The following is a 25,817-nucleotide window of genomic DNA, read 5'->3' on the forward strand; positions in this document are numbered from 1 at the left end:
GCCCTTTCATTTTCAGGAATTCGTCATGACCGTCGCCGAACAGCTCAGCGCCTTGAGTGCCATCCTGGCTCAACGCAGCATTCACAGTCTGTTCCAGCCGATCATGCGCCTGAGCGAACAACGGGTGTTCGGCCATGAAGCGCTGAGCCGCGGCCCGTCCAACAGCCCGCTGCACGCTCCGCTGAACCTGTTTACCATCGCTCGACAGGCCGGCCGCCTGACCGAGCTGGAGGCCGCCTGCCGGGAAAGTGCCTGCCGGCGGTTCAGTGAACAGCGGCTGCAGGGCCAGCTGTTCCTCAACGTCTCGCCCGAGTCGCTGCTGGAACCGGACTATCCGTCCGGCCAGACCCTGAAACTGCTCGACCAGGTCGGCCTGGCGCCCAGCCGGGTGGTCATCGAGCTGACCGAACACACCCCGACCGACGACTTCCAGCTGCTTTCCAATGCCCTGCACCATTACCGCGACATGGGCTTTTCGATTGCCATTGATGACCTCGGGGCAGGCTATTCCAGTTTGCGCCTGTGGTCGGAACTGCGCCCCGAATACGTCAAGATCGACCGTCACTTCATCGACGGCATCCACCGTGACCCGCTCAAGCGCGAGTTCGTCGGTTCGATCCTGCAGATTGCCCGGGCGTCGAAGGCACAGGTGATCGCCGAAGGCATCGAGCTGGCGGAAGAACTGGCGGTGCTGGTCGAGATGGGGGTGGACCTGGTGCAGGGCTACCTGCTGGGACGGCCACAGGAGTTGGGTGTTCGCGAAAGCCGGACGCTACCTGTGTCCACGAGTGTGCGGCTGGCCGAACAGCCTACGGTGCAGCTGAATGCCACGATCGGGCAGCTCCTGGAGCTGTTTGGTCGTCACCGGCACCTGGAGGCCTTGGAGGTGGTGGACGCCGATGGCAGAGCTTGTGGCTTGATTCACCGGCATGCACTGCCTGCCCCTGCCTCTTCGCGGGTAAACCCGCTCCCACAGGTGCAGCACAAGGCTCAATCGCTGTGATGAACCTGTGGGAGCGGGTTTACCCGCGAAGAGGCCTGAGCAGGCGGTAAATCAAGCCGTTTCGGGATAGCTGTACTCGAACACCCGGACAACTTCGGAAGCATGCCACGATGCCGCCTCCATGCCATCGACCGGCCCGGAGAACCGGCCCAGGCGCTCCACGCATTCGAAAAAACCGGTACGCGGCAAGCGGCTGGCACCCTGGCTGATGACCAGCGAGCTGCGCAATGGCTGCTCGGCACGGGCATCCAGCACCGCCAGGTATTCCAGCGCGGCGGTGAGTGTCTGCATGGCCGGGCTGGGCAGTTGCAAGCGCTCGATCAGTGCACGGTAAGTCAGCAAGTGACGTTGACGACGGGCCAGGTCAAGCTCGCCCAGCAGGTTATCCCAGTGCTGACGGCTGATCCTGACCTGGCTCATGATGGCTCGCTCCAGCCGGCCACGCCCAGATGCCAGGCCAGGGCGCGGCGGATGGCGGCATCCGGTTGGCGTTCGCCCGCCTCGATCATGGCCAAGTAAGCCGGGCTTACACCAACGTTGCGCGCCAGTTGCTCAGGCGCGATGCCCTTGGCCTGGCGGATCTGTGCAACCTCACTGAATGCCGGCAAGGGTGCGCTGATGGCAGCGCTGCCCGCATCCCGCGCAGCCGCCTCGGCGGGCGCCTGCCCTGCTGCCTTGAGCAGCGCCTGGTAGTCCTCCCAGGGAACCACGGCGTACTCGGGTTGACCGTCCCGGCTGATGACCTGAATACCCATACAACCCCCTCAGTAAGGATTACTGCATGTAATCCGTAGGCATAACCCTTATGCCAATTATATGACCAACTCCGGGGTCTGTGCAGTCGAGCTGCAACCGAGGTGTCGCTCAGGCCGGTTTCACTGCGTCTTGCGCTCCAGCTGCAGGGCTTGCGGCGTGGTCGGCAGGCGTTCGACCACCCGCAGCCGCTCGGGCGCCTGGCTGTCGCGCCAGGCCTTGAAGCGCGCCAGCTCGTCAGCCACGGTCTTCAGTACCCAACCCAGCACGGCGATGTCGTCGAGCAAGCCAACACCGAGCAACCAGTCCGGGATGGCATCGATGGGGCTGACGAAATACAACAGGCCGGCGACGATGGTGACCAGGGCCTTGGCGCTGATGGCGCGGTACTCGCCACGCCACCAAGCCAGGCACAGCGACTGCAACAGCTTCACGTCTTCACGCAGCTTGCCGAGGCGCGGCCCTTTGCGGGCCACCGCGAACAACAGGGCCGGCAACCGGCCACGGCTGAGCAGACGCTCGGCCAGAGGCAGGAAACGGGTGAAATTCCAGGGTGCGCTCATGTAGCCTCCGGGGCGGAAAGGTTATCCACATTTATTGTGGATAACCTTGTGAACAGGGCGACGTTTCCGACCGCAGGTGCCTGCCAGGCAAGGGCCCCGGTCAGATCGGGCGTTTTTTACACAGTCGTTTCACAGCGTGCCCATGGCTGCGGAGCAAACCATTTGGGCCAGACGGGGCCGGCTTCGTCACGCTGCATTTGCTGGGACAGTATCTGCAGTTGCGGGTTCGTCCAAGTATCCGCCACAAACGAAAACGCCCCGTCGGGACGGGGCGTCTTGCATGGGCCAGCCAGTATTACTTGGCAGGTGCCTCGGCTGGTGCTTCGGCTTCCGGCTCGGCGCCCTGCAGCTGGGCCGGGTCCTTGATAGCGATCAGTTCAAGGTCGAACACCAGTACCGAATTGGCCGGGATCAGCGGGCTCGGGCTTTGTGCGCCGTAGGCCAGCTCGGCCGGAATGAACAGCTTGTATTTCTCGCCAACGTGCATCAGTTGCAAGCCTTCGACCCAGCCCGGGATCACACCGCTGACTGGCAGGTCGATCGGGCTGCCGCGCTCGACGGAACTGTCGAACACCTTGCCATCGATCAGCTTGCCTTCGTAGTGGACGGTGACCACGTCGGTCGGCTTGGGCTGCGGACCGTCAGCCTTCTTGACCACTTCGTACTGCAAGCCCGAGGCCGTGGTGACCACGCCAGGCTTCTTGGCGTTTTCCTCGAGGAACTTCTTGCCGGCAGAAGCGGCTTCTTCGCTGGCCTTGGTCAGACGTTCCTCTGCGCGTTTCTGCAATGCGGTGAAAGCCTCGACCAGCTCTTCGTCCTTGATACGCTGTTCTTTCTTGCCGACGGCGTCTTCGATGCCGAGGGCGACTGCTTTCGAATCAAGGTCTTCCATGCCTTCCTGAGCCAGGCTCTTGCCCATGTTCAGGCCGATACCGTAGGAGGCTTTCTGCGCCGGAGTCTTCAGCTCGGGGCTGCTGGTCTGTTGATCACAGCCAGCCAGTACCAGGCCTACCAGGGCAACCGCAGCCGCCAAACGATGCTGTTTCATGTGATTTCCTTGTTCATGCGCCATAAGGGCAATCAGGGTAAAGTCGCGAGCTTATCAGGCGTCCCCGACCCATGGCTACCGGCATAAGAGCCGGCAGACAGGGAATAGTTCCACAGCCGTGCACGCGGCAGAAAGGCGTTGAGGAAGGCAAAAGATGCTTCGTTACGTTTTGTGTCGACCAAGATATACCATAACGCTATCATCTGCCGCTTTCGGGATACTGGCCCGGGCGCGGCCAGGCCATCTGGCACAGCCTTCAGGGATGCACGATGAGATGGGATGGAGCCGTAACCTTCGGTGATTACTGGCTGGGCTATATCGGCAAGACCGACCAGACTGCTGCCCATGCCCACGTTGCCATTCAGCTGTGCATCGGCTTGCGCTACGACATCACGGTGGAGTTCGGCAACCACGTCCTCACCGCACCGGGGGTATTGATCGGGCCCTCTGTCGACCATCGCTCGCTGCCCAACCCCGGCCGTGTGGCGTTCCTCTACTTCTACCCCGACGCCCCCCTTGGCCGCGCGTTGAAGGCCCTGCTCGACGACAGCGGCACGGCAGCGATCAGCCAGGATATCGTCGATTGTGTGCGAAACGCGGCCAACTTCAATGACGTGGTCAGTGCCCTGGAACTCAGGCTGGTACCGCTCGACAGCTTCGACCCACGTTTGTCCAACGCCCTGCACCTGCTGCGCCAGGACTGCGCCGGCATCGGTGCGGTATCGCGTGCGGCCAATGCGGTTGGCCTGTCCAGCCCTCGCCTGCGCTTTTTCGCCACGCGGCAGATGGGCGTGCCGCTGTCGCAATGGATCATCTGGCGCAAACTCGAACGGGCCTGCCATGCCCTGGCCAACGGCGCCAGCCTCAGCGATGCCGCGATCGCCGGCGATTTCGCTGACCAAGCCCACCTCACCCGCATGATGCGGCGCATGGTCGGCATGTCGCCGAGCCGCGTTGCCGCGGTGCTGCGCAATACAAGCGATTCGTTCAAGAATCACCAGTTGTAAAACGCCATTATCCCTCCAGCCCGCGCCAACCGGGGTCTCCACCACCAGGCGCAGGGGCGCTTGCCGGCTGTGTGACCACAGTCGGCTTTTTTAATCGTTCCGCTCCTGGCGACCCTAGGCGGCTGCCAGGCGGACGGGTGCCATGCCACTTCATCAACCTTAGCGAGCAAGGAGTGCTAGCCGATGTCAGGACCCTCGCGGCTGACCGTTTTCCTAACCGGCGGAGCCGGTGTACTGGGCGATACCCTGATCGACCAACTGGCCGAGCGCTATCACCTGATCTGCCTGACCCGCCGCAGCAGCATCAACCACCCCGGGGTCGAGACCCTGCGCGGTGACATCTGCCAACCGCGCCTGGGTCTGTCCGCCACGGATTACCTGGCATTGACCAAGCGGGTCGACTGGGTCATCCACTGCGCGGCCATCACCCGCCTGGATGGCCACGCCGAAGCCGTGTTCTCGGTCAACTACCAAGGCACCGAGCAGGTGCTGGACTTCGTTCGCGACGCCGACGTACCGCTGTATCACATCAGCACCGCCTTCACCCACCCATGTGACTACCACCCCGGGGTTATGCCTTCGACCCCGTACGAAGAGGTCAAGCGCCAGGCCGAAACCCTGGTACGTGAGGCAGGCGTACCGGTGTCGATCTTCCGCCCGTCGATCATCATCGGCGACAGCCACAGCGGCCACATGCCCATCCTGCAGGGCTTCCACCTGACCATGGGGCTGATGATGTCGGGCTACCTGCCGATCATCCCTTGCCCGGAAGCCGGGCGGGTCGATGTGATCGCCCGCGATGTGGCAGCGGCCGGCATTGCCAGCGCTCTCGACCAACGCCTGATCGGTGACGACTACTTCCTCAGCAACGGCCCGCAGGCGCTGGATATCCGTACCCTGCTCGACCTGATGTGTGCGGAAATGCAGGATCAGGGCAAGCCCTTCCAGCGCCCGCGCTGCATGAACCCGGACATCTACGAACGGCTGGTGCGCCCGGTATTCCTGCCTGCCCTGGAAGAGAACATCCGCGCTGCCCTCGGGCGCGCCACCCAATTGTGCCGCTACGCCAGCCTGCTGCAGCCGCTGCCCAGCTCGCTGGAGCAACTGTTGCCGGCGCAGCGCCTGGCCCGCCGTTCGCCACGCCAGGAGCTGGCCCTGACCTTGGCACGCCTGTCGCCAAAGCTATCGGCCATGCAGCGCATGTTGAAGATCCCGGCAGCCGGCGAGCGCCGTGGCGAACTGGCCATGGAGGCCTGAGACGATGAACAGCTTCACTCCCTTGCCCGAAGGGCTCGACGCCGAGCGCGTGCGCGCGCAGTACCGTGACCATGTCAATGCCGGCTATGCCCGCCTGGCGTCGATGATGAACCTGCCCATCGAGGTGGCTGGCGAAGGCGTCTACCTGTTCGACATGGACGGCAACCGCTATCTGGATGCCGGTGGCTATGGCGTGTTCCTGCTCGGCCATTCGCACCCGCAGGTGGTCGAACAGGTCAGCCGCCAGTTGCACAGCCACCCGATGGCCAGCAAGCTGCTGCTCAACCCGTTCCAGGCCCAGGCAGCTGCAGCGCTGGCTGCGGTATGCCCCGACCCGCTGCAGTACGTGTATTTCTGCAACTCGGGTACCGAAGCCACCGAGGCCGCACTCAAGCTGGCCTGGCTCAACGGTTGCCAGCAGGTGATCTCGACCCAGGGCGGCTATCACGGCAAGACCCTCGGTTCGCTGGCGGTCACCGGGCGGGAGCTGTACCGCTCACCGTTTGCCGAGCGCCTGGGCGACAGCCACTTCATTCCCTACGGCGATGCCGAAGCGCTGCGCCGACAGTTGCAGGCCCAGCCCGCCCGCGCCTGCGTGATCCTCGAGCCGGTCCAGGCCGAAGCGGGGGTGATCGTGCCCGAGGCCGGCTACCTGCAGCAGGTGCGCCAGCTCTGCGACCAGTACGGCGCGGTACTGATCGCCGACGAGATCCAGTCCGGCATGGGCCGCACCGGGCGCTGGTGGGCCTGCGACCACGAGGGCGTGATCGCGGACATCCTGCTGGTCGGCAAAAGCCTGTCCGGTGGCTGCGTGCCGGTCAGCGCCATGGTCTGCACTGCCGAAATGCAGGCACCGCTCAATCGCAACCCGCTGATGCACACCTCCACCTTTGGCGCCAACCCGCTGGCCATGGCCGCGGTAATGGCGACCCTGGACGTGATGCAGCGCGACCAGCTGGTGAGCCGCGCCGCAGCACTGGGGCAACGCCTGCGCCAAGGCCTGCAGGCGGTGCTGCGCCAGCATCCGCGTGGCGCCCAGGTGCAGCTGCGCAGCACCGGCCTGCTGCTGGGCCTGGAGTTCGCCGACGCCGGGCTGGCGGCCAACATGGTCATGCACCTGATCGACCAACGCATCGTGGTCAACCATTCGCTCAACGATCACCGGGTAATCCGCCTGACACCGCCAGCCTTGTACAGCGACAGCGACGTCGAATGGCTGCTGGGCGGTTTCGCCCGCGCCCTTGCCTGCACCTTCGAATAGGACACCGAAATGAATGAAGTCAGCCTGAACGCCCATGTTCCCAGCCAGAGCGCCCAGCAGGTCTACGCGGCCATCAGCAATTTCAGCGTCTACCCGCAGCTGTGCGAGTCGGTGCGCAACATCGAGATCGAGACCATCGCCGAGCACGAAGTACTGAGCCACTGGGAGGTGAATTTCCATAGCGGCATTCTCAAGTGGCAGGAACGCGATGTCTTCGACCGGGACAACCTGCACATCCACTTCCGCCAGACCGCTGGCGACATCGAGCATTTCTCCGGCTCGTGGCAAGTCAGCGAAACCGACGGAGGCGCCAGCATCGCCTTCCGCTCCTGCTTCGACCTGGGCCTGCCGATGCTGGCCGACATGCTCGACCCGGTGGCCCGGCAGGCGATTCACGACAATATCAGCGCCATCATCCAGGGCCTGTTCCCGAACAGCCGGATCAAGGAGTGATGCCATGCCCTTGTCCCTGCTGAACAACGCCCGTCACACGCTGCAGCGCTTTGCCCCAGGCTTCGCCAACCTGCTGCTGGAACTGCCATTCGAGCAACGCGAGGCCGCCGCCAGCCCGGTGGTGGACTGGTTCAAGCACAGCGGCCCGGTTGCCTTGCTGGTACCCGAGGCCGGCGGCGGCCTGGGCGCCAGCGCAAGCGAAGCGCTGCAGGTGCAGCTCGCCCTAGGGGCGTTGTCGCCCTCGCTGGCGGTGGCCAGCACCATGCATCAGTTTTCCGTGGCCAGCCTGGTCGCGGTTGCCGCCAATGGCGCGGGCGCCGAAGGCCTGCTGCTGTCGGCCATCGCCCAGCAGCGTCTGCTGCTGGCCTCGGGCTTCGCCGAAGGTGTGCCCGGTGGCGGCATCCTAGATGCCGGCATGGAGGCCGTGCAGCTGGCCGATGGCGTGCGTCTGAGCGGCAGCAAGCAACCGTGCAGCCTGAGCACCTCGATGGACCTGCTGACCGCCAGCTTCAGCCGGGCCAGCGAGCACGGCGAGGAACTGATGATTGCGCTCATTCCCGCCAATGCCCCGGGCATCAGCCACCACCCGTTCTGGGGCAACAGTGCCCTGGCGGCGGCGCAAAGCCTGGAACTGCGCCTGGAAGATGTGTACGTCAACGACAAGATGATTTTCTCCGCCGGGCTGAAGTCGCAGCTGGGCGAGGTACAGACCATCGGTTTCATCTGGTTCGAGCTGCTGATCAGTGCCAGTTACCTGGGGGCGTGCATGGGCCTGGTGGAACGGGCTGTTGACGAGCGCCGCTGGAGCGACCAGCAGCGCGTGCAACTGGCCTGCCAGCTGCAACTGTGCCTTAGCGCGCTGCAAGGCCTGGCCCACGAAGTAGAGCAGCTGCAAGGCGACGCCGACGACCTGCTGGCGCGCCTGCTGCTGGTCCGCTACGGCATCGAGCAACAACTGGCCAGCGCCTCCGACCTGGCCCACCAGATGCTCGGTGGCCTGGCCTTCATCCGCTCGAACCAGGGCTGCGACTGGCTGGCCAGCACCCGGGGCCTGCAGTTCCACCCGCCTGGGCGATTCAGCATGACCGCCAACCTCGACCGCTACCTGCAAGGCGCCACCTTCAGCATTGCCAATGGAGTCACCCCGTGAAACTGCTCAACAAGATCGTCGTCATTACCGGCGCGGCACGTGGCCTGGGCCTGGAAACCGCACGCAAACTCAAGCGCCAGGGTGCGACCGTGGTCGGCATCGACCGCCTCGAGCCGCACACGGCATTGAATTTCGATGCCTACTACGTGCTCGACCTGTGCGACCGCGAACGCCTGGATGAAGCCGCCACCTCGATCCTGGAGCGCTTCGGCGACATCGACATCCTGGTCAACAATGCCGGGGTGCTGACCCTCGAGCGCGGCGAGACCGGGGTAACCGAAGACGTGCGTCGCGCGTTGGAAGTCAACCTGCTGGCGCCTTGGCAACTGACCTCGCGGTTCTTGCCGGCGCTGCTGCGCACCCGTGGCAAGGTGGTCAACGTGTCCTCGCTGTTCGCCCTGGTGAACGCGCCTTACGTCGCTGCCTACGCCACCAGCAAGCGCGCCATGAGTGCCTATTCGGATGTGCTGCGCATGCAGTACCCGGGGCAACTGGACGTGGTGACGGTGTTCCCCGGGTTCATCGACACTGCCATTCACGACCCGGCGGAACGGGTCGGCCTGTCGGTCAAGCGCCTGGTCAGTTTCAAGCGCGGCGACCGCGTGCTGCTGTCGCTGGAAGAAAAGCTCGATGACGCCAGCAACGGCCTGGTGCGTGCCTGCACCCAGCGTGGCCTGCGCAATCGCGGCCTGACCTTCCTCGGCAGCGTGGCCATGTATACCGCCCGCTGGTTGCCGAGCCTGGTGGATGCCTTCATCGGCCTGCGCCTGCGCAGCCTGAGCAAGGCCGGGCAGCTGTCGCTCAAGCCAGAACTGATCGACTGAGGCCAGGCCGATGACGCAACTGGCACTGGACAAGCCGTCGCTGCGCCCGGACCGCAGCCTGCTCAAGCCATCGGCACTGGAAACCACCCTGGTGGTCGGTTACGCGCTGCTGCTGTTCGCTGTACCGCTGGCGCTGGTGGTGGCCCTGCTCAGCCAGGCGCCACAGGCATGGCCGTTGGCCCTGCCACTGCTAGTGCTGGCCGGCTACGGCCTGTTCCTGCAGGGCATCCTCGGCCACGAGGGGTTTCACTTCAACCTTAGTGACAACCGCCTGTACAGCTGCCTGCTGGCGGTGCTGCTGAGTTCGATGCTCACCGGCTTCTGCGTCACCGGCTACTTCGTCGACCACTGGCAGCACCATCGCTACAACGGCGGCCCCAAGGACCCCGACTGGCGCCTGCTGCGGCGTTATCGCCTGGCGCTCACCCGGCTGCTGCTGTCGCGCCTGCATGTTACTGCCTGGTACCTGCTGCAAACCGTCCGCCTGGCCCTGCCCGGCGCCAAGGTCAGCGGCACCCTGCCGCTACCGGACCAGCAGATCCGCCTGCTGGCCCGGGTCAACCTGGCCTGCCTGCTGTTGTGGCCGACGCTGTGGCTGGCGCTGGCAACCCGGTGGCCGTTGCTGCTGCCCGCCGTGGCCGGGTGCCTGCTGCTGGCATTGCTGGTTTCGGCCCTCAATGCCTATCAGGAACATGCCTTCGAGGCCAGCGTTGCGCTGCCGGTGGCACGCTCGCGTACGGCCTGCCTGAGCACCCTGCTACACCTGGGCTCCAACTACCACCTGGAGCACCACCTGTACCCGCGGGTGCCGTGCTGGCGGCTGCCACGCCTGCATCGCCAGTTGCTCGCCAGCGGCTGGTACGAAGGCCGTCAGGCGTTGCTCGAACCGCGTTTCTTTGGCGCCTTGCGCTACTGCAAGGCACGTTTCCCCTATGCCGGTGCCTGGCATGCAATGCCACCACCCGGCCGCTCCGGGCAGTGATCCGCCCGCAGCCTCACAACACACTCAAGGAGCCGAGTATGTCTTTTGACGTAGATGAACTGATTGAAAATGAACGCCGCACCCTGCTGGAACACCCGCTGTTCGCCCGCATCAGCACACTGGATGACGTGCGCCTGCTGATGGAAAACCATGTTTTCGCGGTGTGGGACTTCATGACCCTGCTCAAACGCATCCAGCGCGACCTGACCTGCGTCAGCCTGCCCTGGCTGCCACCCCGGCACATCATTGCCGCGCGACTGATCAACGAGATCGTCACCGGCGAGGAAACCGACGAACACCCCGACGGTGGCTTCATCAGCCACCTGGACCTGTACCTCAGCGCGATGGATGAAATTGGTGCCGATACCGGCCCGTTCCGCCAGTTCCAGGCCCTGCTGCAAGCGGGTGTGCCACTGGCCCAGGCGCTGACCAACGTCGACATCCCGTTGCCGGCCAAGGTGTTCGTCAGCAAGACCCTCGACGTTGCCCTGCATGGCTCGACCGAGCAGGTACTGGCGTACTTCTTCTTCGGCCGCGAAGACATCATCCCGGACATGTTCACCGGCCTGCTGCAGCGCTGGGCCATCGATGAAACCAGCGTGCCGATGCTCACCTACTACCTCAAGCGCCACATCGAGATGGACGGCGACGATCACGGCCCGGCAGCCAAACGCATCATCACCGAGATCGTCAGCGAGCCGGCACAGCAGCAGGCCCTGGCCAAAAGCGCCGCCGATGCACTGGTGGCCCGCACGGTACTGTGGGACGGCGTGCTCGAACTGCTGCAACAGCGGGCCAGTGCCAGTGGGCAGGCCGCTTGCACGGCTGCAGCCAGCTGAGTAGCGGCCCCTGCCTGCGCCAGCTGCGGGCAGGGGCACTGGCCCCGTAACCACAAGGACGAGAGCGTGTGACATGGTGAAAGGCAAGTACGCCAAGTTGGCAGTATCGGCGCTGGTCATCACTGGCCTGGCAGTGCTGGGGCTGCAACGCTGGCAATACGCAAGGCAGTACGTCAGCACCGACAACGCCGAAGTGGAAGGCGTGATCATTCCCATCCGGGCCCGCTTGAGTGGCGTGGTGGTGCAGGTGCCAGTCCACGAGAACACCCGGGTGAACAAGGGTGACCTGCTGTTTCAGGTGCGCGAGGACGAATACCTGCAGCGGGTCGAGCAAGCCCAGGCCAATTACCTCGGCGCCCTGGTGGCTACCGGCCAGGGCGGCATGCCCGGCCTGATCGACAGCCAGGTGCGCAGCGCCGCAGCACGCAGCCAGGCGGCGCAGGCCACCATCGGTCAGCTGGTGGCCAATGTCGAGCAGGCGCGCAGTGACTACCAGCGCAGCCAACGCCTGGCCGAGCAAGGCGTGGTCAGCACCCAGGACCTGGAAGCTGCACGGGCCCGCTTCAATGCCCTGAACCACCAGTTGCAGGCAGCCCGCGACAACTCCACCGCGGCCCGCGAAGGCGCCTTGGCCAACAAGGCTGCCCTGAAAGTGGAAGAGTACCGGATCAAGGCCGCCGAATCGGCGTTGGCCTTGGCCCGCATCGAACTGCAGGATACCCGCCAGGCTTCACCGCGGGCCGGGGTCATCGTGCACAAGGACGTACAGCCCGGGCAGTTCGTCGTGGCCGGGCAGAAGCTGCTGAGCCTGGTCAGCACCGAGCACATGTGGGTAGTGGCCAACTTCAAGGAAACCCAGATCGCCCGCATCCGAGTGGGCCAACCGGCACGCATCAGCGTCGACGCCTTCCCCGGGCAGCAGTTCGAAGGGGTGGTGCACAGCCTGGTACCGGCCACCGGCGCGCGCTTCTCGCTACTGCCACAGGAAAACGCCACCGGCAACTTCACCAAGGTGGTGCAGCGTATCCAGGCGCGCATCGAGTTCCGCCAGTTGCCCACCGCCATGCAGCAGGCGCTCAGCCAAGGCATGAGCGTGTTCGTCGAGGTCGATACCCGCGATAACGGCCAGACACTATGAAATCGCCCTGGCTGGTGGCCGTGACGGTCACCCTGATCTCGATGATGGAGCTGCTCGACGTGACCATCGTCAACGTCGCCATTCCAAGCCTGATGGGTAGTTTTGGCGCTTCGGTGGACGAAATTTCCTGGGTCTCGACCGGCTACATCGTCGCCAACGTGGTGATACTCCCGGCCAGCGGCTGGCTGTCGGCCTGGTTTGGCCGGCGCCGCTACTATCTGGTGTCATCGGCACTGTTCGTGCTGGCGTCGCTGGGTTGCGCAGTGTCGCAGGAGCTGTGGCAGATGGTGCTGTGGCGCGTGGTGCAGGGCCTGGCCGGCGGCGGCCTGCTGGGCATCTCGCAGGCGATCATCTACGACGTGTTCCCCAAGGAAAAGGTCAGTGCCGGCCTGGCCTTGTACGGCGTCGGGGTGATGATGGGGCCGACCCTCGGCCCGTCAGTGGGCGGCTACCTGATTGACGAGTTCTCCTGGCACTGGATCTTTCTGATCAACCTGCCGATCGGTGCGCTGGCGCTGCTGCTGGCCTGGCTGTGCGTGGGCGACTCGCCCAACGAACGGCGCCCACAAAGCATCGACTACCTGGGCTTTGTCCTGCTTGCCGTCGGTGTCGGCAGCCTGCAGATCCTGCTGGAGCGTGGCGAGCACTGGGACTGGCTGGAGTCCAACCTGAGCCTGCTGTGCCTGGCCCTGGCGCTGCTCGGCCTGCTGGGGTTCTGCTACTGGGAGCGGCGGGTAGCCAACCCGATCGTCAACCTGGCGTTGTTCAACAACCGCGAGTTCCTGCTGGGTTCGGTCTGCGCCTTCTGCGTCGGCTTCGGCCTGTACAGCACGCTGTTCATGGTGCCCTTGCTACTGCAGACGCTGCTGGAACAAAGCGCCTACCAAAGTGGCCTGGTGATCTTCCCCGGGGCGCTGGCCAGCGCGGTCAGCACCCTGGTGATCGGCAAGCTGTCGCAAGAGAACCGCATCGATGAGCGCTACTTCATTTGCGTGGGCATCCTGGTCTACGGCTACGCCATGTACCTGCACACTCAGTTCACCCTGCAAAGCAACCCCGACACCTTGTACTGGCCGCTGATCATCCGTGGTTTTGGCCTGGGCATGATCTTCGTGCCGCTGACCAACCTGGCCATGCGCCAACTGCCGGCGCAGCTGATTTCGGTGGGCTCCGGCGTGCTCAACCTGATGCGCCAGCTAGGCGGCAGTGTTGGCATCGCCATCGCCGCCACGCTGTTGACACGGTTTTCCTGGGCACGCTACCGGCAGCTTTCCGAGCACGTCGACGAAAACACTCTGCTCGCCAGCGGCTGGGACCTGGCCAACCTCGACCCGCGGCGGCTCTCCACCGACTTGCTGGGTGCCGACCAGGCCAATGCCGTGCTGGCTTTTCTCCAGGCCCGGGAGCAGGCGCAGATGCTCGGCTTCAGCATGCTCTTCGGTCTGCTCGGCGCCGTGATGCTGATCGGCGTGCCAATGGTGCTGCTGATGCGCAACCCCCGCCAACCCAAGCCCTCACCTGCAAAGGAGTCCGTGACGTGTTCGGACAAAGCACACGAACCTGCCTAGTCGTGCTGGCCTTCTCCCTGGTCGGCGCCAGCCCAGTCCACGCCCGCGACCTGTACCAGAGCTACCAGCAGGCCCTGGGGCACGACATGGCCTATGCCGCAGCCCAGCAACGCCAGCTGGCGGCTGCACAGAAGGCTCCGCAAGGGCTGGCCAGACTGTTGCCGCAGCTGTCCCTGGAAAGCGGCGCAGCCTGGGTCGACCGCGAACACAGCGGGGCGGCCAGTCGCGACCGCGACAATTCCAATGCCTACGCGCTGGTACTGGTCCAGCCGCTGCTGCGCTGGCAGAACGTGATCGGCCATGAACAGGGCAAGGCCCTGGCAACGGCGGGCGAAATAGAGTTGCTCGCTGCACGCCAGGACCTGATGCTGCGCGTGGCCGACGCCTACTTCGAGCTGCTGCTGGCCGAGGACCAGTTGGCCACCAGCCGCCAGCAGGTGCGTACCCTGGCCCAGCAACTGGACAAGGCGCAGCGCTTCCGGCGCGAGGGCTCCGGTACCGATAACGAGGTGCAGCGCATCCAGGCGCGATACGACCTGGCGCAGGCCGAGCAGATCGCCGCCGGCAATGCCTTGCGCCTGAACCAGCAGGCGTTGGCCCGACTGACCGGCAGCACGCCGGGCGAACTGGCCAGGCTTGACGACCACGTGGCGTTCGGCGGCCCGCAGCCGGCCCGCCTGGATGCCTGGACCGAACAGGCACGCCAGCACAACCTGAAGGTGCAGGCCGCCGAAGTGCGCCAGCTGATCGCCGAGCAGGAAGTGGACAAGCAACAGGCCGGGCACCTGCCAACCCTCGACCTGGTGGCCGCGCATGGCCGTTTTGCCTCGGTCGGTGGCAGCCTGTACGACGTTACCGTGCCGGAAGAGAAGTACACCCAGACGGTGGTTGGCGTGCAACTCAGCGTGCCGCTGTATGCCGGTGGCGGTACCCAGGCCCTTGCCCGCGAAGCCCGCGCGCTGCAGGGCGCCGCCGAGAATGAGCTGGAAGATGCCCGGCGCGAGGCGGATTTCATGGCCCGCCAGGCCTACCTCAACCTGACGGGCGGGATCAGCCAGTACCAGGCCCTGCAGCAGGCCTTGCGCTCCAGCCAGAGTGACCTGAAGATCACCACGCATGCCTTCGAGGCCGGTGCGCGGATCAGCAACGATGTGCTGGATGCCGAGCAGCAGCTGACCCGCACCCGCCTGCAACTGGCCCGTCAGCGCTACGCCATCGTGCAGGCGCAGTTGCGCCTGATGGCAGCCAGCGGCAGCCTCAGCGATGACAGCCTCAAGGCCATCAACGCCCTGCTGACCGCACCGCTTCAGGGGTAGGCGCCGTCGCGGTACTGCCCTGCCACTTCGCGCAGCACCTCGCACACCCACTGCCCGGCAAGGCTCTGTGGCAAGGCCGCGTTGCGGCAGATGCCTACCGAGCCGCCCCGCTCGCACACGCCCAGGTCCAGTTCGGCCAGCTCGCCACGCCGCAGGTCGAGCAGTACCGCATCGCGCGGCGCCACCCACAGCGCATCGCTGCCCAGCAGGTAGCGCCGACTCAAGGCCAGGGACAGAGTTTCCAGGCGCTGTGCCGGCAGCTGGATGCCGCATTGCACGAACAGGCTGTCGGCATGCTGGCGAATGGTGGTACCGGCCGGCGGCAACACCAGCGGGTAACGCCCGACCTGGGTCCGTTCAACCGGCGCGCTGGCCAGCAGCGGGTGGCCCGGGCGTACCACCAGGCTCATCGACTCGCTGTACAAGTGTTCGAACGACAGCCCCTGGATCTGTGGGCTGTCGGTCATGCGCCCGACCACCAGCTCCAGCTCGCCCAGGCGCAGTTGGCCGAGCAACTGCGCACTGACCCCGGTAACCACATTGATTACCAGCGCGTCGTGGCGCTGGTGCAGGCGACACAACACCTCGGGCATGAGCAGGCCTTCGACCGTGGACAACACGCCAATGCTTACCTGCGCAGCAGCCCGTGCTTCGCCACGCAGGCTGCTGACGCCATCGCGCAGGGCTTGCACACTGGGCCCGGCATAACGCATGAAGCGCGTGCCGTCCGCGGTCAGTTCAACGCCCTGGCGGCTGCGTGCGAACAGCCGCGTTTGCAGCAGGTTTTCGAGTTCCTTGAGGGTCTTGGAGATGGCCGGCTGGCTGATCGCGAGCACGTCGGCAGCCCTGGCCAGGCTGCCCTGTCGGGCAATCTCCAGGAAGCACAGGAGGTGGCGGTACTTGATGCGGGTGTCGAGGTTCATGGCCTGAAGCTTACCCCAACGCAACTGGCATTTCTGCCAGTTGCTGAGGCCAGCAGCACGCCGCTCAATGGCTTTGCTGCGGTTCGGATACCACTCAAGGCACCATACCCTGATGAACATCACTCGCAAGCAAGCCCGCCCCCATCGTCTGCCTCGCGGGAATTGCAGGCGCCCGGCCGACTGCCCACCGACACGGGCAGCTTGGCGATCGACCCCGGGAAACTGCGCATGCTGGTAAGCGGACGCAACGAACAGCGCCAGGCCGGCTACGCAGCCCCGTGCCTGATCGCCGTATCCCCGAAGCCTCAATAGCCCAACTGGGATGTTCGGGCTGTTCCGGCCCTTTCGCGGACATGCTGGCCGCGAAGAAGCCGATGTTGCGTGCAATCGACGATCAGGCCAGCGCCAGTTCCACCGCCTCGCCATTCATGCGTACCGGCCATACCCGCAAGCGCTGCCCGGCGTCTTCCAGGCACTCACCACTGTGCAGGCTGAAGTGCTGCTTGTACAACGGCGCCGCCACCACCAGCTCGCCCTTCACCGTGCCCACCAGCCCCCGACCAATGACATTGGCCCCGGAACGCGGGTCGCGGTTGTCCACCGCGTACAGCGGTTGTGCCTGCGCCGGCAGGTAGAATAAAGCCACCTGGGCGCCATCGAGCCATACCACCACCCCGGAATCGGCTACCAGGTCGTCGGCCTGGCACACCGTTTGCCAGTTCACTTGGGCTTTCACAGCAGCATTGGACGTATTCATCACACAGCCTCCTCGACGGTCGGAATCAGGTGCAGCGCCGCCGCAGGCCGGCGTTGTTCGCGTTCGCGCACGAAGTGTACGTCCGGGTCAGCGCGGCGGTCGTTGACGAAGGTACGGAAGCGCTTGAGTTTTTCGGGGTCGTTCAGGGCGTTGGCCCACTCGCATTCATACTGGTCGACCACATGCTGCATCTGCGCTTCCAGTTCGCCGGCCAGGCCCAGGCTGTCATCGATGACCACCTGCTTCAGGTAGTCCAACCCGCCCTCCAGGTTCTCGCGCCACACCGAGGTGCGCTGCAGCTTGTCGGCGGTGCGGATGTAGAACATCAGCACCCGGTCGATCAGCCGCACCAGGGTCTGGTCGTCGAGGTCGGTGGCAAACAGTTCGGCGTGCCGCGGGCGCATGCCGCCGTTGCCGCACACGTAAAGGTTCCAGCCCTTGTCGGTGGCGATCACGCCGATGTCCTTGCTTTGCGCCTCGGCGCATTCACGGGTGCAGCCGGACACTGCGAACTTGAGCTTGTGCGGGCTGCGCAGGCCCTTGTAGCGGTCTTCCAGGCGCAGGGCCATGCCGACGCTGTCCTGCACCCCGTAGCGGCACCAGGTGCTGCCCACGCACGACTTCACCGTGCGGGTCGACTTGCCATAGGCGTGGCCGGTCTCGAACCCGGCCTCGATCAGCTCGCCCCAGATCAACGGCAGTTCGTGCAATTGGGCGCCAAACAGGTCGATACGCTGGCCACCGGTGATCTTGGTGTACAAGTCGTACTTCTTCGCCACCTGGCCGATCACGATGAGCTTGTCGGGGGTGATTTCACCGCCGGGGATGCGTGGCACCACCGAATAGGTGCCGTTCTTCTGCATGTTGGCCATGAAGGTGTCGTTGGTGTCCTGCAGCGGCACCAACGCCGGGTCCATGATCGGCTGGTTCCAGCACGAGGCGAGGATGTTGCCCACTGCGGGCTTGCAGATGTCGCAGCCAAGCTGCCCTTGGCCATGGCGCTCGAGGAGCTCGCTGAACGTGCGGATCCCCTCCACCCGCACCAGCCCGTACAGCTCCTGGCGGGTGTAAGCAAAGTGCTCGCACAGGCTTTTGTCCACGGCCACGCCACGGGCGCCCAGCTCATGCTCGACTACCTGCTTGAGCAGGGCCGCACAACCACCACAGCCAGTCGCGGCCTTGGTGCAGCCCTTGACCGCGGCAAGGTCGCCACAGCCGCTGTCGATGGCAGCACAGACCGCGCCCTTGCTGACGTTGTGGCAGGAGCAGAGGGTGGCGCTATCGGGTAGCGCATCGGCGCCCAGGGCTGGTGCTGCGCCACCTTGCGGCAGGATCAGCGTCGCCGGGTCGGCCGGCAGGGCGATGCCGTTCTGGGCGTATTGCAACAGGGTATCGTAATAGCTGTTGTCGCCAACCAGCACCGCGCCGAGCACGCGCTTGCCGCTGGCGTCCACAACCAGCCGGCGGTAGGCGCTGTTGGCTTCATCGATGAAGCGGTAGCTGCGCGAGCCTGGCGTGGCGCCGTGGGCATCGCCGATCGAGCCGACATCCACGCCCAGCAGCTTGAGCTTGGTCGACATGTCGGCACCAGTGAATTCGCCAGCGGCGTCCCCCACCAGCAACGCGGCCAGGTTGCGTGCCATGCTGTAGCCCGGGGCGACCAGGCCAAAGACGCTGCCATTCCAGGAGGCGCACTCACCGATGGCAAAGATGCGTGGGTCGCTGCTGCGGCAGTGGTTATCGATCGCCACCCCGCCACGCACCGCGATTTCCAGGCCGCAGGCTCGGCCCAGGGCATCCTGCGGGCGGATACCGGCAGAAAACACAATCAGGTCGGTTTCCAGGTGCTCGCCGCCCTCGAATTTCATGCGGTAGCGGTAATCTTCACCGGCACTGATCGACTGGGTGGCGCGCGACAGGTGCACGCCCACCCCGAGGGCTTCGATCTGGGCCTTGAGCGCGGCACCGCCCTCGCCGTCCAGTTGCACCGGCATCAACCGTGGGGCGAACTCCACCACGTGGGCTTCCAGGCCCAGCGACTTGAGGGCGTTGGCCGCTTCCAGGCCGAGCAGGCCACCGCCCACCACCACGCCACGGCGGGCACTGGCGGCGGCAGCGCGAATGGCGTCGAGGTCATCGAGGGTGCGGTAGACCAAACGGGCATTACCGCTGGAGCCTTCGATCGGCGGTACGAAGGGGTACGAGCCGGTGGCCAGCACCAACTGGTCATAGCCGTAGCGGCCCTCGGCAGTGACCACTTCGCCGCGCTCCCGGTCGATCTCCAGCACCGCCTCACCGAGGTGCAGGTGTACCCCGCTGGCGCTGTAGAAGTCCTGCCCGCACAGGGCCAGGGTTTCGGCGCAGCTGCCGCCGAAGTACTCGGACAGGTGCACACGGTCGTAGGCGCGTTGCCGCTCTTCGCCGAACACGTGCAGCTCGAAGCGCTGCAGGGCGCCGCGGCTGACCAGTTGTTCTACACAGTGATGGCCGACCATGCCGTTGCCGACGATGATCAGTCGCTCTCGTTGCCCGCTGCTCGCTGTTGCCTTCATAAGCCGATCCTCGATCAAAAAAAAGGCGCCTGGAGCCGAAGCTCCAGGCGCCTTTGCCTGTATTCATCACGGTAGGGGGCCCGGTTGATCGCCGTTGATCGGTGGGCATTGTTGTAACCAGGTTAAAGCAGGGACTGTGCCAAAGCTGTTTCCAGAACTGGCCCTATCGCCGGAAAGCCAGCACCCACAAGGGCCATCACAGATCCACAAGCTGGCGAACTAGTTGTGGGAGCTGGCTTGCCAGCGATGGGGCCAGCGTAGTAAATGCACACTCCAAGTGCATCACTCCCCATCTTGGCGCATTCAATACACATCCCGCCGATACCGCTTGGCCTTGCCCAGCGCCTCGACATAAGCCGCAGCTGCCGCCGCATCCATGCCCCCATGCTCGGCCACGATCACCCGCAACGCCGCCTCCACATCCTTGGCCATGCGCTGCGCATCACCACACACATAGAAGTAAGCCCCCGCCTGCAGCCACTGCCAGAGCTCCGCGCCGCGCTCCAGCATGCGCTGCTGCACATAGATTTTCTGCGCCTGGTCCCGCGAGAAGGCCGTGTCCAGGCGCAAGTGCCCTGTGGCTTGCCAGGCCAGCAATTGCTCCCGGTAATAGAAATCGGTTGCCGCGAACTGTTCACCGAAGAACAGCCAGTTGGCGCCTTTGGCTCCACGCACCTCTCGTTCCTCGAGGAAGGCCCGGAACGGCGCAATGCCGGTGCCGGGGCCGACCATGATCAGCGGCACACTGTCGTCCTCGGGCAGCCGGAAGTGCTGCGACACCTGCGGGAAGATCGCCACCTTCAGTGACTGCGCGCGGTCGGCAAGGAAGCTTGAGCACACGCCTTTGCGTGAGCCATAGCGCACCGTGGAAACGGTCAGGTGCACTTGTCCAGGGTGCGCCAGGGGGCTGGAACTGATCGAATACAACCGCGGCTGCAGCGGTTTGAGCAGTTCGAGCCAGCTGGCCAGCGGCAGTTGCTGCGGGAACGCGTGCAACACATCGACCAGTTGCCGGCCCCACAGCCAGTCCTGCAGCTCGGCCTTGCACTCCGGCTGCAGCAGCCGCTGCAGGTCCGGGGCATTGCCGGCAAAAGCCTGCAACTGTTGCGGGGTGACCTTGGCAATCTCCAGGTGCGCTTGCAAGGCTTCTACCAACGGCATGGGAGGCTGGTTTTTCAGCTCGATGATGGTCTGGCCATCGAGCTGCATCAGCGCCAGCAGTTCATCGACCAGCGCCGGGCAGTTGCGCGGCCATACCCCCAATGCATCACCTGGGGCATAGCTCAAGCCGCTACCGCTCAGGTCGAAGACCAACTGACGGGTTTCCTTGGCGGCGCCTGCGCCGTTGAGCAGGCGGTTCTCCAGGACGGTGGCGGCCCAGGGTTGCTGCTTGCTGCAGGCCGCCGCCGGTGCGGTTGCGCTGCGCGGCTGCGGTGCAGCCACACTGCCCAGGGTTGGCAGCAGCGCATCGAGCCAGGCAGCGAAGGCATCGTCGAAATCCGGCTCGCAATCGACCCGTTGCAGCAGGCGTCGCCAACCCAGCTCGGCCAGGCGCTGGTCGAGCTTGCGACCGAAACCGCAGAATTGCTGGTAACTGGAATCGCCCAGGGCCAGCACGGCGTAGGGCAGCTCGGCACAACGGGCGCCCTCCTCGCCTTGCAAGGCACGCCAGAACGCCGTTGCGCTATCCGGCGCATCGCCATCACCGAACGTACTGGCAATCAGCACGACGCTGGCCGCGCCCTGCAGCTGATGCGGGCTGACCGCATCCATGCAGTTGAGCTGCACAACGAGACCGGCACTGCGCAAATATGCGGCACAGCGCTCGGCCAGCCGCTCGCCGTTGCCGGTCTGCGAGGCCCAGAGTACCTGGTGACGTGGGGCTGCCGGCGCGGCTTGCTGCACTGGCGCAGGCTGGGCGAACAGCCCGGCCAGCAAGCCATCGACGAACAGCCGACTATTGCTGGCCAGCGGTGCATTGGCCGGCAGGCAGCGCACGCCTTCGGCGTGGACCTGGTCCAGGCCCAGCAGGAACCCTTGCAAGTAGTGGCGCTCTTGCTCGGCCAGCGCCGGAACTGGCAGCGCGTCCAGACCAAGCACCTGTGATAGCACAGCGGTCGGCCTGCGGGCTGGCTGCGCAACGGCAGCGCTCAGTTCTGAGGCTTCGATGCGTTCACCGGCAACCCGCTCAAGGGCCACGGCGCAGTGCTTGAACGCTGGCTGCAACGACAGTGGATCGACCGCATCGCAGGTGACCGCATTGATCGCCAGCTGATCGCCAACCAGGTCGTTCCAGTGGAACGGGGCAAAGCAGTTGCCCGGCATCACCCGGTCGCTGATACGCGCGGGCAACACGGCTTGCCCCCGGCGCGAGCGGATGGCCACCTGGTCCTTTTCCGCGATACCCAGCCGTGCGGCATCTTCGCGGTGGAGCTCGACAAAAGGGCCAGGCTCCAGCTTGTTCAGCGCCGGCACCTTGCCGGTTTTGGTCAGGGTGTGCCACTGATGTTGCACACGGCCGGTATTCAGCACCATGGGGTAATCAGCATCGGGCAACTCCGCCGCCGGCAGCCAGGGGCGGGCGAAGAAGCGCGCCTTGCCGTTGCTGGTGGCAAAGGCCAGTGCCGGGCGTTCACCGCAGGCATCGTGCAGCAGCGCCTGGCTGCTGCCATCGTTGCGGTAGCGTAACGGGCTGCGCGGGTCGTCGCGACCGGGCGCGCAGGGCCACTGGCGCGGTTGCTCGCGCAGCTCGGCATAACCGATGCCACGCAGGTCGTAGCCGGTTGCGGGGTTGTGAAAGCGGCGGATCTCTTCGTATACCGCTTCGGCATCAGGGTAGTCGAAGGCATCGGCGTAGCCCATCGCGCAGGCAACCCGGGCAATGATCTGCCAATCCGGCAGGCTCTGCCCGGGCGGCGCCACAGCGCGCGGCATCAGGGTCAGGTTGCGCTCGCTGTTGATCATCACGCCCTCGCCTTCGGCCCACAGCGCGGCTGGCAGAAGAATGTCGGCGTAGCGGTTGGTTTCAGTGTCGAGGAAGGCATCCTGAGCAATCACCAGCTCGGCCTGACGCAAGCCATCAATCACTTGCTGGCGATTGGCAACGCTGGCCACCGGGTTGCTGCAGATGATCCAGCAGGCTTTGACTTCACCCGCTTTCATCTGCTGGTACAGGGCGATGGTGCCCTCGCCTTCTTCCGCCCGCAGGCTGTCAGGCGGCAAACTCCACTGCCGCTCGACGAAGGCGCGGTCCGCCGCCACCAGCGCCGAGCGCTGGCCCGGCAGACCGGCCCCCATGTAGCCCATCTCGCGGCCGCCCATGGCATTGGGCTGGCCGGTCAGCGAAAACGGCCCGCTACCGGGGCGGCAAATGGCACCGGTGGCCAGGTGCAGGTTGCAGAGGGCATTGCTGTGCCAGGTGCCGTGAATGCTCTGGTTCAGGCCCATGGTCCAGCAACTCATCCAGTTGTTGGCGGTGCCGATCCATTCGGCGGCCTTGATGAGGTCGGCCTCAGCCAGGCCGGTGATCGCGGCCACGCGTTGCGGGGGGTAGTCGTCGAGAAAGCCGGCCAGTTCATCCCAGCCTTCGGTATGGCGGGCGATGAAATCGGGGTCGGTATGGCCGTTGCGCTGCAGCAGGTGCAGCAGCCCGTTGAGCAAGGCCATGTCAGTGCCAGGGCGTACCTGCAGGAACAGGTCGGCCTTGTCGGCGGTGGCACTGCGCCGCGGGTCGACGACGATAAGCTTGGCGCCGGCCTTGACCCGGTCGAGCAGGCGCAGGAACAGGATAGGGTGGCAATCGGCCATGTTCGCCCCGATCACCAGGAACACATCAGCATGGTCAAAGTCCTGGTAGCTGCCGGGCGGGCCATCGGCGCCGAGCGACAGCTTGTAGCCGTTGCCAGCACTGGCCATGCACAGACGCGAGTTGGACTCAATGTGACGGGTGCGAATGAAACCTTTGGCCAACTTGTTGGCCAGGTACTGGGCTTCCAGCGACATCTGCCCGGACACGTACAGTGCCACGGCGTCAGGGCCGTGCTGGTCGATGATGCCGCGCAGGCGTGCGGCAGCCTCGGCAATGGCCTGGTCGATATTGGTGCGCGCCGGCTGCTGGTTGCGCCGCTGGCGGACATAGGCGTCTGCCATGCGCCCGGCGGCGCCCAGCGGCAGGTGTGCGGTAAGGCCTTTGGTGCACAGGCGACCGAAGTTGCTAGGGTGCTGCTTGTCGCCACTGATCTTGCCGACCTTGCCATCGACAACGCTCATGACGATGCCGCACCCAACGCCGCAATAGGGGCAGACGCTGCGTACTTCGCTGTTGGCCATGGGGCGGGCTCCTGTGAAAACGCAAAAAGGCGCCGGCTGCCCGGCTTGCTTGGCAAGCGGGGCAACACGGCGCCTTTGTCGTGAAGGTTTGCGGGCGGTCGACGTTGACAGCCCTGGACAGGCGTTTATCAGCAATTTGCGGGCCAGCCGTGCCGACCCGTTGGCGGACAAGCCCGCGTCCGCAGCTACTGCACAGCCTGCCATCCTGACGTGGGCCCCCTTAGGCACGGCTTTCCGGCGAAAGGGCCAGGACGGGCATGCACCATGCAACGGCATCCCTGCCCGCCCTGGCGCCAGGCTGGGGCACTGACCGGCATGGCAACATCAGCGATGGGCTGGTTCAACAGCAGAAACAAAAAAAGCGACCCTAAGGTCGCTTTCTCTGTGACTTCCGGGTGTTCAGTAGGCCCTGGAAGTGGAATATGGCGCAGCGGACGGGACTCGAACCCGCGACCCCCGGCGTGACAGGCCGGTATTCTAACCGACTGAACTACCGCTGCGCTAAACATCGAGTGGTGGGTGATGACGGGATCGAACCGCCGACCCTCTGCTTGTAAGGCAGATGCTCTCCCGGCTGAGCTAATCACCCATGTGTCTCGGTGTGGCGCGCATTCTACGGACGACTTCGCGAGCTGGCAAGCATTTCTCGAAGTTTTTGCAAATTTCGAGAAACACCAAAAAGCAGACACAAAAAAAGCGACCCTAAGGTCGCTTTCTCTGTTGCTTCCGGGTGTTCAGTGGGCCCTGGAAGCGAAATATGGCGCAGCGGACGGGACTCGAACCCGCGACCCCCGGCGTGACAGGCCGGTATTCTAACCGACTGAACTACCGCTGCGCTAAACATCGAGTGGTGGGTGATGACGGGATCGAACCGCCGACCCTCTGCTTGTAAGGCAGATGCTCTCCCGGCTGAGCTAATCACCCTTCGTCTCGGTGTGGCGCGCATTCTACGGACGCCCCGCTACCCTGGCAAGCGTTTTTTCGACTTTTTTCAAAAAAAATTCCAGATCTTTCAAAGACCTAGCGCTGCCGGGCATTTTCCCGGCATCCAGATGGCTGCTGGCCCTCTGACAGGGTTGGCCTCGGAGCACCGCTCGGAGAATAATGCCCGCCTTATGCATTAAGGAGAGATTGCCCCTCATGTGGTTCAAGAACCTGCTGACCTACCGCCTGACCCAGGAAGTCCCGTTCGAGCCTGAAGCGCTGGAAGCGGCCCTGGCCAGCAAGCCGGCCCGCCCCTGCGCCAGCCAGGAGCTGACCACCTATGGTTTCGTCGCGCCATTCGGCAAGGGCGAAGACGCTCCCCTGGTGCATGTCAGCGGCGAGTACCTGCTGATTGCTGCGCGCAAGGAAGAACGCATCCTGCCCAGCAGCGTGGTCAACGACGCGGTCAAGGAAAAGGTCGAAGAGATCGAGACCGAGCAGATGCGCAAGGTCTATAAAAAGGAACGCGACCAGATCAAGGACGAAATCATCCAGGCTTTCCTGCCGCGCGCGTTCATCCGCCGCTCGATGATCTTCGCCGCCATCGCCCCGCGCCTGGGGGTGATCCTGGTCAACTCGGCCAGCGCCAAGCGTGCCGAAGACCTGCTTTCCACCCTGCGTGAAGTGATGGGCTCGCTGCCGGTGCGCCCGGCGACGGTGAAGATCGCACCAGCCGCCACCATGACCGACTGGGTCAAGTCGCAGCAGGCCGCCGAAGGCTTCTACGTGCTGGACGAATGCGAACTGCGCGACACCGCTGAAGACGGCGGCATCGTGCGCTGCAAGCGCCAGGACCTGACCAGCGAAGAAATCCAGCTGCACCTGAGCACCGGCAAGGTGGTCACCCAGCTGGCCCTGGCCTGGCAGGACAAGCTGTCGTTCGTGCTGGACGACAAGATGGTGATCAAGCGGGTCAAGTTCGAGGAGTTGCTGCAGGAGCAGGCTGAACAGGATGGCGGCGATGAAGCTGCGCAACAGTTCGACGCCAGCTTCCAGCTGATGATGATGACCTTTGCCGAGTTCCTGCCGGCGCTGTTCGAGGCGCTGGGTGGCGAAGAGATCCCGCAAGGGGTCTGACTGGTTTGAAACGCCGGTGCTGGGATGAGGAAA

General features: G+C 64.8%; 21 protein-coding genes and 4 tRNA genes. 13 read left to right on the top strand and 12 right to left on the bottom strand.

The window, feature by feature from the left end; translation table 11 throughout:
• The first annotated feature begins 25 nt into the window (after positions 1 to 25).
• Entirely contained in the window at positions 26 to 1,003 is a 978-nt protein-coding gene (locus ACVWZT_RS02400; RefSeq protein WP_296233767.1) for an EAL domain-containing protein, read from the top strand.
• A gap of 51 nt (positions 1,004 to 1,054) precedes the next feature.
• Here ACVWZT_RS02400 and ACVWZT_RS02405 read toward each other — a convergent pair whose 3' ends face one another.
• The 4 genes from ACVWZT_RS02405 to ACVWZT_RS02420 all read right to left on the bottom strand — a co-directional run bounded on the left by ACVWZT_RS02405 (position 1,055) and on the right by ACVWZT_RS02420 (position 3,367).
• On the bottom strand, positions 1,055 to 1,423 hold the full coding sequence (locus ACVWZT_RS02405; RefSeq protein WP_013971408.1) for a hypothetical protein: 369 nt from the start codon (positions 1,421 to 1,423) through the stop codon (positions 1,055 to 1,057).
• Positions 1,420 to 1,758: a helix-turn-helix domain-containing protein gene (locus tag ACVWZT_RS02410; protein WP_296233766.1), complete on the bottom strand. Its 339-nt coding sequence runs from the start codon at positions 1,756 to 1,758 to the stop codon at positions 1,420 to 1,422. Before ACVWZT_RS02410 ends, ACVWZT_RS02405 begins: the two co-directional genes overlap by 4 nt.
• Before the next feature lie 120 nt (positions 1,759 to 1,878).
• Complete coding sequence (locus ACVWZT_RS02415; protein ID WP_296233765.1) at positions 1,879 to 2,319, bottom strand: YkvA family protein; 441 nt, start codon at positions 2,317 to 2,319, stop codon at positions 1,879 to 1,881.
• 295 nt (positions 2,320 to 2,614) lie between these two features.
• Positions 2,615 to 3,367 carry an FKBP-type peptidyl-prolyl cis-trans isomerase gene (locus ACVWZT_RS02420; RefSeq protein WP_296233764.1) on the bottom strand — a complete coding sequence of 251 codons (753 nt, stop codon included), beginning with the start codon at positions 3,365 to 3,367 and terminating at the stop codon, positions 2,615 to 2,617.
• 269 nt (positions 3,368 to 3,636) lie between these two features.
• Here ACVWZT_RS02420 and ACVWZT_RS02425 point away from each other — a divergent pair, with 269 nt between their 5' ends.
• The 11 genes from ACVWZT_RS02425 (at position 3,637) to ACVWZT_RS02475 (ending at position 15,162) form a co-directional block, all read left to right on the top strand.
• The gene (locus ACVWZT_RS02425; RefSeq protein WP_457467997.1) at positions 3,637 to 4,374 is read left to right on the top strand and encodes a helix-turn-helix domain-containing protein; all 738 of its coding nucleotides are present in this window, start codon (positions 3,637 to 3,639) and stop codon (positions 4,372 to 4,374) included.
• 183 nt (positions 4,375 to 4,557) lie between these two features.
• On the top strand, positions 4,558 to 5,631 hold the full coding sequence (locus ACVWZT_RS02430) for an SDR family oxidoreductase (protein WP_296233762.1): 1,074 nt from the start codon (positions 4,558 to 4,560) through the stop codon (positions 5,629 to 5,631).
• A gap of 4 nt (positions 5,632 to 5,635) precedes the next feature.
• Positions 5,636 to 6,892, top strand: coding sequence for an aspartate aminotransferase family protein (locus tag ACVWZT_RS02435; RefSeq protein WP_296233761.1), 1,257 nt, complete (start codon positions 5,636 to 5,638; stop codon positions 6,890 to 6,892).
• A 9-nt stretch (positions 6,893 to 6,901) separates the two neighbouring features.
• The gene (locus ACVWZT_RS02440) at positions 6,902 to 7,345 is read left to right on the top strand and encodes a type II toxin-antitoxin system RatA family toxin (RefSeq protein ID WP_296233760.1); all 444 of its coding nucleotides are present in this window, start codon (positions 6,902 to 6,904) and stop codon (positions 7,343 to 7,345) included.
• Positions 7,346 to 7,349: 4 nt separating this feature from the next.
• Positions 7,350 to 8,495 (top strand): acyl-CoA dehydrogenase family protein, encoded by a 1,146-nt coding sequence (locus tag ACVWZT_RS02445; RefSeq protein ID WP_296233758.1) that lies wholly within the window; start codon positions 7,350 to 7,352, stop codon positions 8,493 to 8,495.
• Positions 8,492 to 9,319, top strand: a complete 828-nt coding sequence (locus ACVWZT_RS02450; RefSeq protein WP_296233756.1) for an SDR family NAD(P)-dependent oxidoreductase — start codon at positions 8,492 to 8,494, stop codon at positions 9,317 to 9,319. The genes ACVWZT_RS02445 and ACVWZT_RS02450 overlap by 4 nt, the downstream gene beginning before the upstream one ends.
• A gap of 10 nt (positions 9,320 to 9,329) precedes the next feature.
• Entirely contained in the window at positions 9,330 to 10,301 is a 972-nt protein-coding gene (locus tag ACVWZT_RS02455; RefSeq protein ID WP_296233755.1) for a fatty acid desaturase, read from the top strand.
• Positions 10,302 to 10,339: 38 nt separating this feature from the next.
• Positions 10,340 to 11,140, top strand: coding sequence for a DUF3050 domain-containing protein (locus ACVWZT_RS02460; RefSeq protein WP_296233754.1), 801 nt, complete (start codon positions 10,340 to 10,342; stop codon positions 11,138 to 11,140).
• 73 nt (positions 11,141 to 11,213) lie between these two features.
• On the top strand, positions 11,214 to 12,278 hold the full coding sequence (locus tag ACVWZT_RS02465; RefSeq protein WP_457468001.1) for an HlyD family secretion protein: 1,065 nt from the start codon (positions 11,214 to 11,216) through the stop codon (positions 12,276 to 12,278).
• The gene (locus ACVWZT_RS02470) at positions 12,275 to 13,846 is read left to right on the top strand and encodes a DHA2 family efflux MFS transporter permease subunit (RefSeq protein ID WP_296233752.1); all 1,572 of its coding nucleotides are present in this window, start codon (positions 12,275 to 12,277) and stop codon (positions 13,844 to 13,846) included. The genes ACVWZT_RS02465 and ACVWZT_RS02470 overlap by 4 nt, the downstream gene beginning before the upstream one ends.
• A complete protein-coding gene (locus tag ACVWZT_RS02475; RefSeq protein ID WP_457468003.1) occupies positions 13,816 to 15,162 on the top strand; it encodes a TolC family outer membrane protein in 1,347 nt (448 codons plus the stop codon). The genes ACVWZT_RS02470 and ACVWZT_RS02475 overlap by 31 nt, the downstream gene beginning before the upstream one ends.
• Here the strand turns inward: ACVWZT_RS02475 and pcaQ are convergent.
• From pcaQ to ACVWZT_RS02515, 8 genes are all read right to left on the bottom strand, one after another.
• The gene (pcaQ, locus tag ACVWZT_RS02480) at positions 15,153 to 16,085 is read right to left on the bottom strand and encodes a pca operon transcription factor PcaQ (RefSeq protein ID WP_296233750.1); all 933 of its coding nucleotides are present in this window, start codon (positions 16,083 to 16,085) and stop codon (positions 15,153 to 15,155) included. The two genes, ACVWZT_RS02475 and pcaQ, sit on opposite strands and share 10 nt — an antisense overlap.
• A 394-nt stretch (positions 16,086 to 16,479) precedes the next feature.
• Complete coding sequence (nirD, locus tag ACVWZT_RS02485) at positions 16,480 to 16,842, bottom strand: nitrite reductase small subunit NirD (RefSeq protein WP_296233749.1); 363 nt, start codon at positions 16,840 to 16,842, stop codon at positions 16,480 to 16,482.
• Positions 16,842 to 19,394: a nitrite reductase large subunit NirB gene (gene nirB, locus ACVWZT_RS02490; RefSeq protein WP_457468006.1), complete on the bottom strand. Its 2,553-nt coding sequence runs from the start codon at positions 19,392 to 19,394 to the stop codon at positions 16,842 to 16,844. The genes nirD and nirB overlap by 1 nt, the downstream gene beginning before the upstream one ends.
• A gap of 303 nt (positions 19,395 to 19,697) precedes the next feature.
• Positions 19,698 to 23,723, bottom strand: a complete 4,026-nt coding sequence (locus ACVWZT_RS02495) for a molybdopterin-dependent oxidoreductase (RefSeq protein WP_457468008.1) — start codon at positions 23,721 to 23,723, stop codon at positions 19,698 to 19,700.
• A 423-nt stretch (positions 23,724 to 24,146) separates the two neighbouring features.
• Positions 24,147 to 24,223: transfer RNA gene (locus ACVWZT_RS02500), tRNA-Asp, on the bottom strand.
• Between the two features lie 13 nt (positions 24,224 to 24,236).
• Positions 24,237 to 24,312: transfer RNA gene (locus ACVWZT_RS02505), tRNA-Val, on the bottom strand.
• A 169-nt stretch (positions 24,313 to 24,481) separates the two neighbouring features.
• Positions 24,482 to 24,558: transfer RNA gene (locus ACVWZT_RS02510), tRNA-Asp, on the bottom strand.
• Between the two features lie 13 nt (positions 24,559 to 24,571).
• A tRNA-Val gene (locus tag ACVWZT_RS02515) sits at positions 24,572 to 24,647 on the bottom strand.
• Positions 24,648 to 24,863: 216 nt separating this feature from the next.
• Between ACVWZT_RS02515 and rdgC the strand changes: the two genes are divergently transcribed.
• A complete protein-coding gene (gene rdgC / locus ACVWZT_RS02520) occupies positions 24,864 to 25,784 on the top strand; it encodes a recombination-associated protein RdgC (RefSeq protein WP_296233746.1) in 921 nt (306 codons plus the stop codon).
• The last annotated feature ends 33 nt before the right edge of the window (positions 25,785 to 25,817 follow it).

It is taken from the genome of Pseudomonas sp. TE21394 (assembly GCF_054057835.1).

What these genes read in the sequence shown, in the direction of transcription:
- ACVWZT_RS02400 (WP_296233767.1), top strand. Translation starts at nt 26, where the DNA reads ATGACCGTCGCCGAACAGCTCAGCGCCTTGAGTGCCATCCTGGCTCAA.
- ACVWZT_RS02405 (WP_013971408.1), bottom strand. Translation starts at nt 1,423, where the DNA reads ATGAGCCAGGTCAGGATCAGCCGTCAGCACTGGGATAACCTGCTGGGC.
- ACVWZT_RS02410 (WP_296233766.1), bottom strand. Translation starts at nt 1,758, where the DNA reads ATGGGTATTCAGGTCATCAGCCGGGACGGTCAACCCGAGTACGCCGTG.
- ACVWZT_RS02415 (WP_296233765.1), bottom strand. Translation starts at nt 2,319, where the DNA reads ATGAGCGCACCCTGGAATTTCACCCGTTTCCTGCCTCTGGCCGAGCGT.
- ACVWZT_RS02420 (WP_296233764.1), bottom strand. Translation starts at nt 3,367, where the DNA reads ATGAAACAGCATCGTTTGGCGGCTGCGGTTGCCCTGGTAGGCCTGGTA.
- ACVWZT_RS02425 (WP_457467997.1), top strand. Translation starts at nt 3,637, where the DNA reads ATGAGATGGGATGGAGCCGTAACCTTCGGTGATTACTGGCTGGGCTAT.
- ACVWZT_RS02430 (WP_296233762.1), top strand. Translation starts at nt 4,558, where the DNA reads ATGTCAGGACCCTCGCGGCTGACCGTTTTCCTAACCGGCGGAGCCGGT.
- ACVWZT_RS02435 (WP_296233761.1), top strand. Translation starts at nt 5,636, where the DNA reads ATGAACAGCTTCACTCCCTTGCCCGAAGGGCTCGACGCCGAGCGCGTG.
- ACVWZT_RS02440 (WP_296233760.1), top strand. Translation starts at nt 6,902, where the DNA reads ATGAATGAAGTCAGCCTGAACGCCCATGTTCCCAGCCAGAGCGCCCAG.
- ACVWZT_RS02445 (WP_296233758.1), top strand. Translation starts at nt 7,350, where the DNA reads ATGCCCTTGTCCCTGCTGAACAACGCCCGTCACACGCTGCAGCGCTTT.
- ACVWZT_RS02455 (WP_296233755.1), top strand. Translation starts at nt 9,330, where the DNA reads ATGACGCAACTGGCACTGGACAAGCCGTCGCTGCGCCCGGACCGCAGC.
- ACVWZT_RS02460 (WP_296233754.1), top strand. Translation starts at nt 10,340, where the DNA reads ATGTCTTTTGACGTAGATGAACTGATTGAAAATGAACGCCGCACCCTG.
- ACVWZT_RS02465 (WP_457468001.1), top strand. Translation starts at nt 11,214, where the DNA reads ATGGTGAAAGGCAAGTACGCCAAGTTGGCAGTATCGGCGCTGGTCATC.
- ACVWZT_RS02470 (WP_296233752.1), top strand. Translation starts at nt 12,275, where the DNA reads ATGAAATCGCCCTGGCTGGTGGCCGTGACGGTCACCCTGATCTCGATG.
- pcaQ (WP_296233750.1), bottom strand. Translation starts at nt 16,085, where the DNA reads ATGAACCTCGACACCCGCATCAAGTACCGCCACCTCCTGTGCTTCCTG.
- nirD (WP_296233749.1), bottom strand. Translation starts at nt 16,842, where the DNA reads ATGAATACGTCCAATGCTGCTGTGAAAGCCCAAGTGAACTGGCAAACG.
- nirB (WP_457468006.1), bottom strand. Translation starts at nt 19,394, where the DNA reads ATGAAGGCAACAGCGAGCAGCGGGCAACGAGAGCGACTGATCATCGTC.
- ACVWZT_RS02495 (WP_457468008.1), bottom strand. Translation starts at nt 23,723, where the DNA reads ATGGCCAACAGCGAAGTACGCAGCGTCTGCCCCTATTGCGGCGTTGGG.
- rdgC (WP_296233746.1), top strand. Translation starts at nt 24,864, where the DNA reads ATGTGGTTCAAGAACCTGCTGACCTACCGCCTGACCCAGGAAGTCCCG.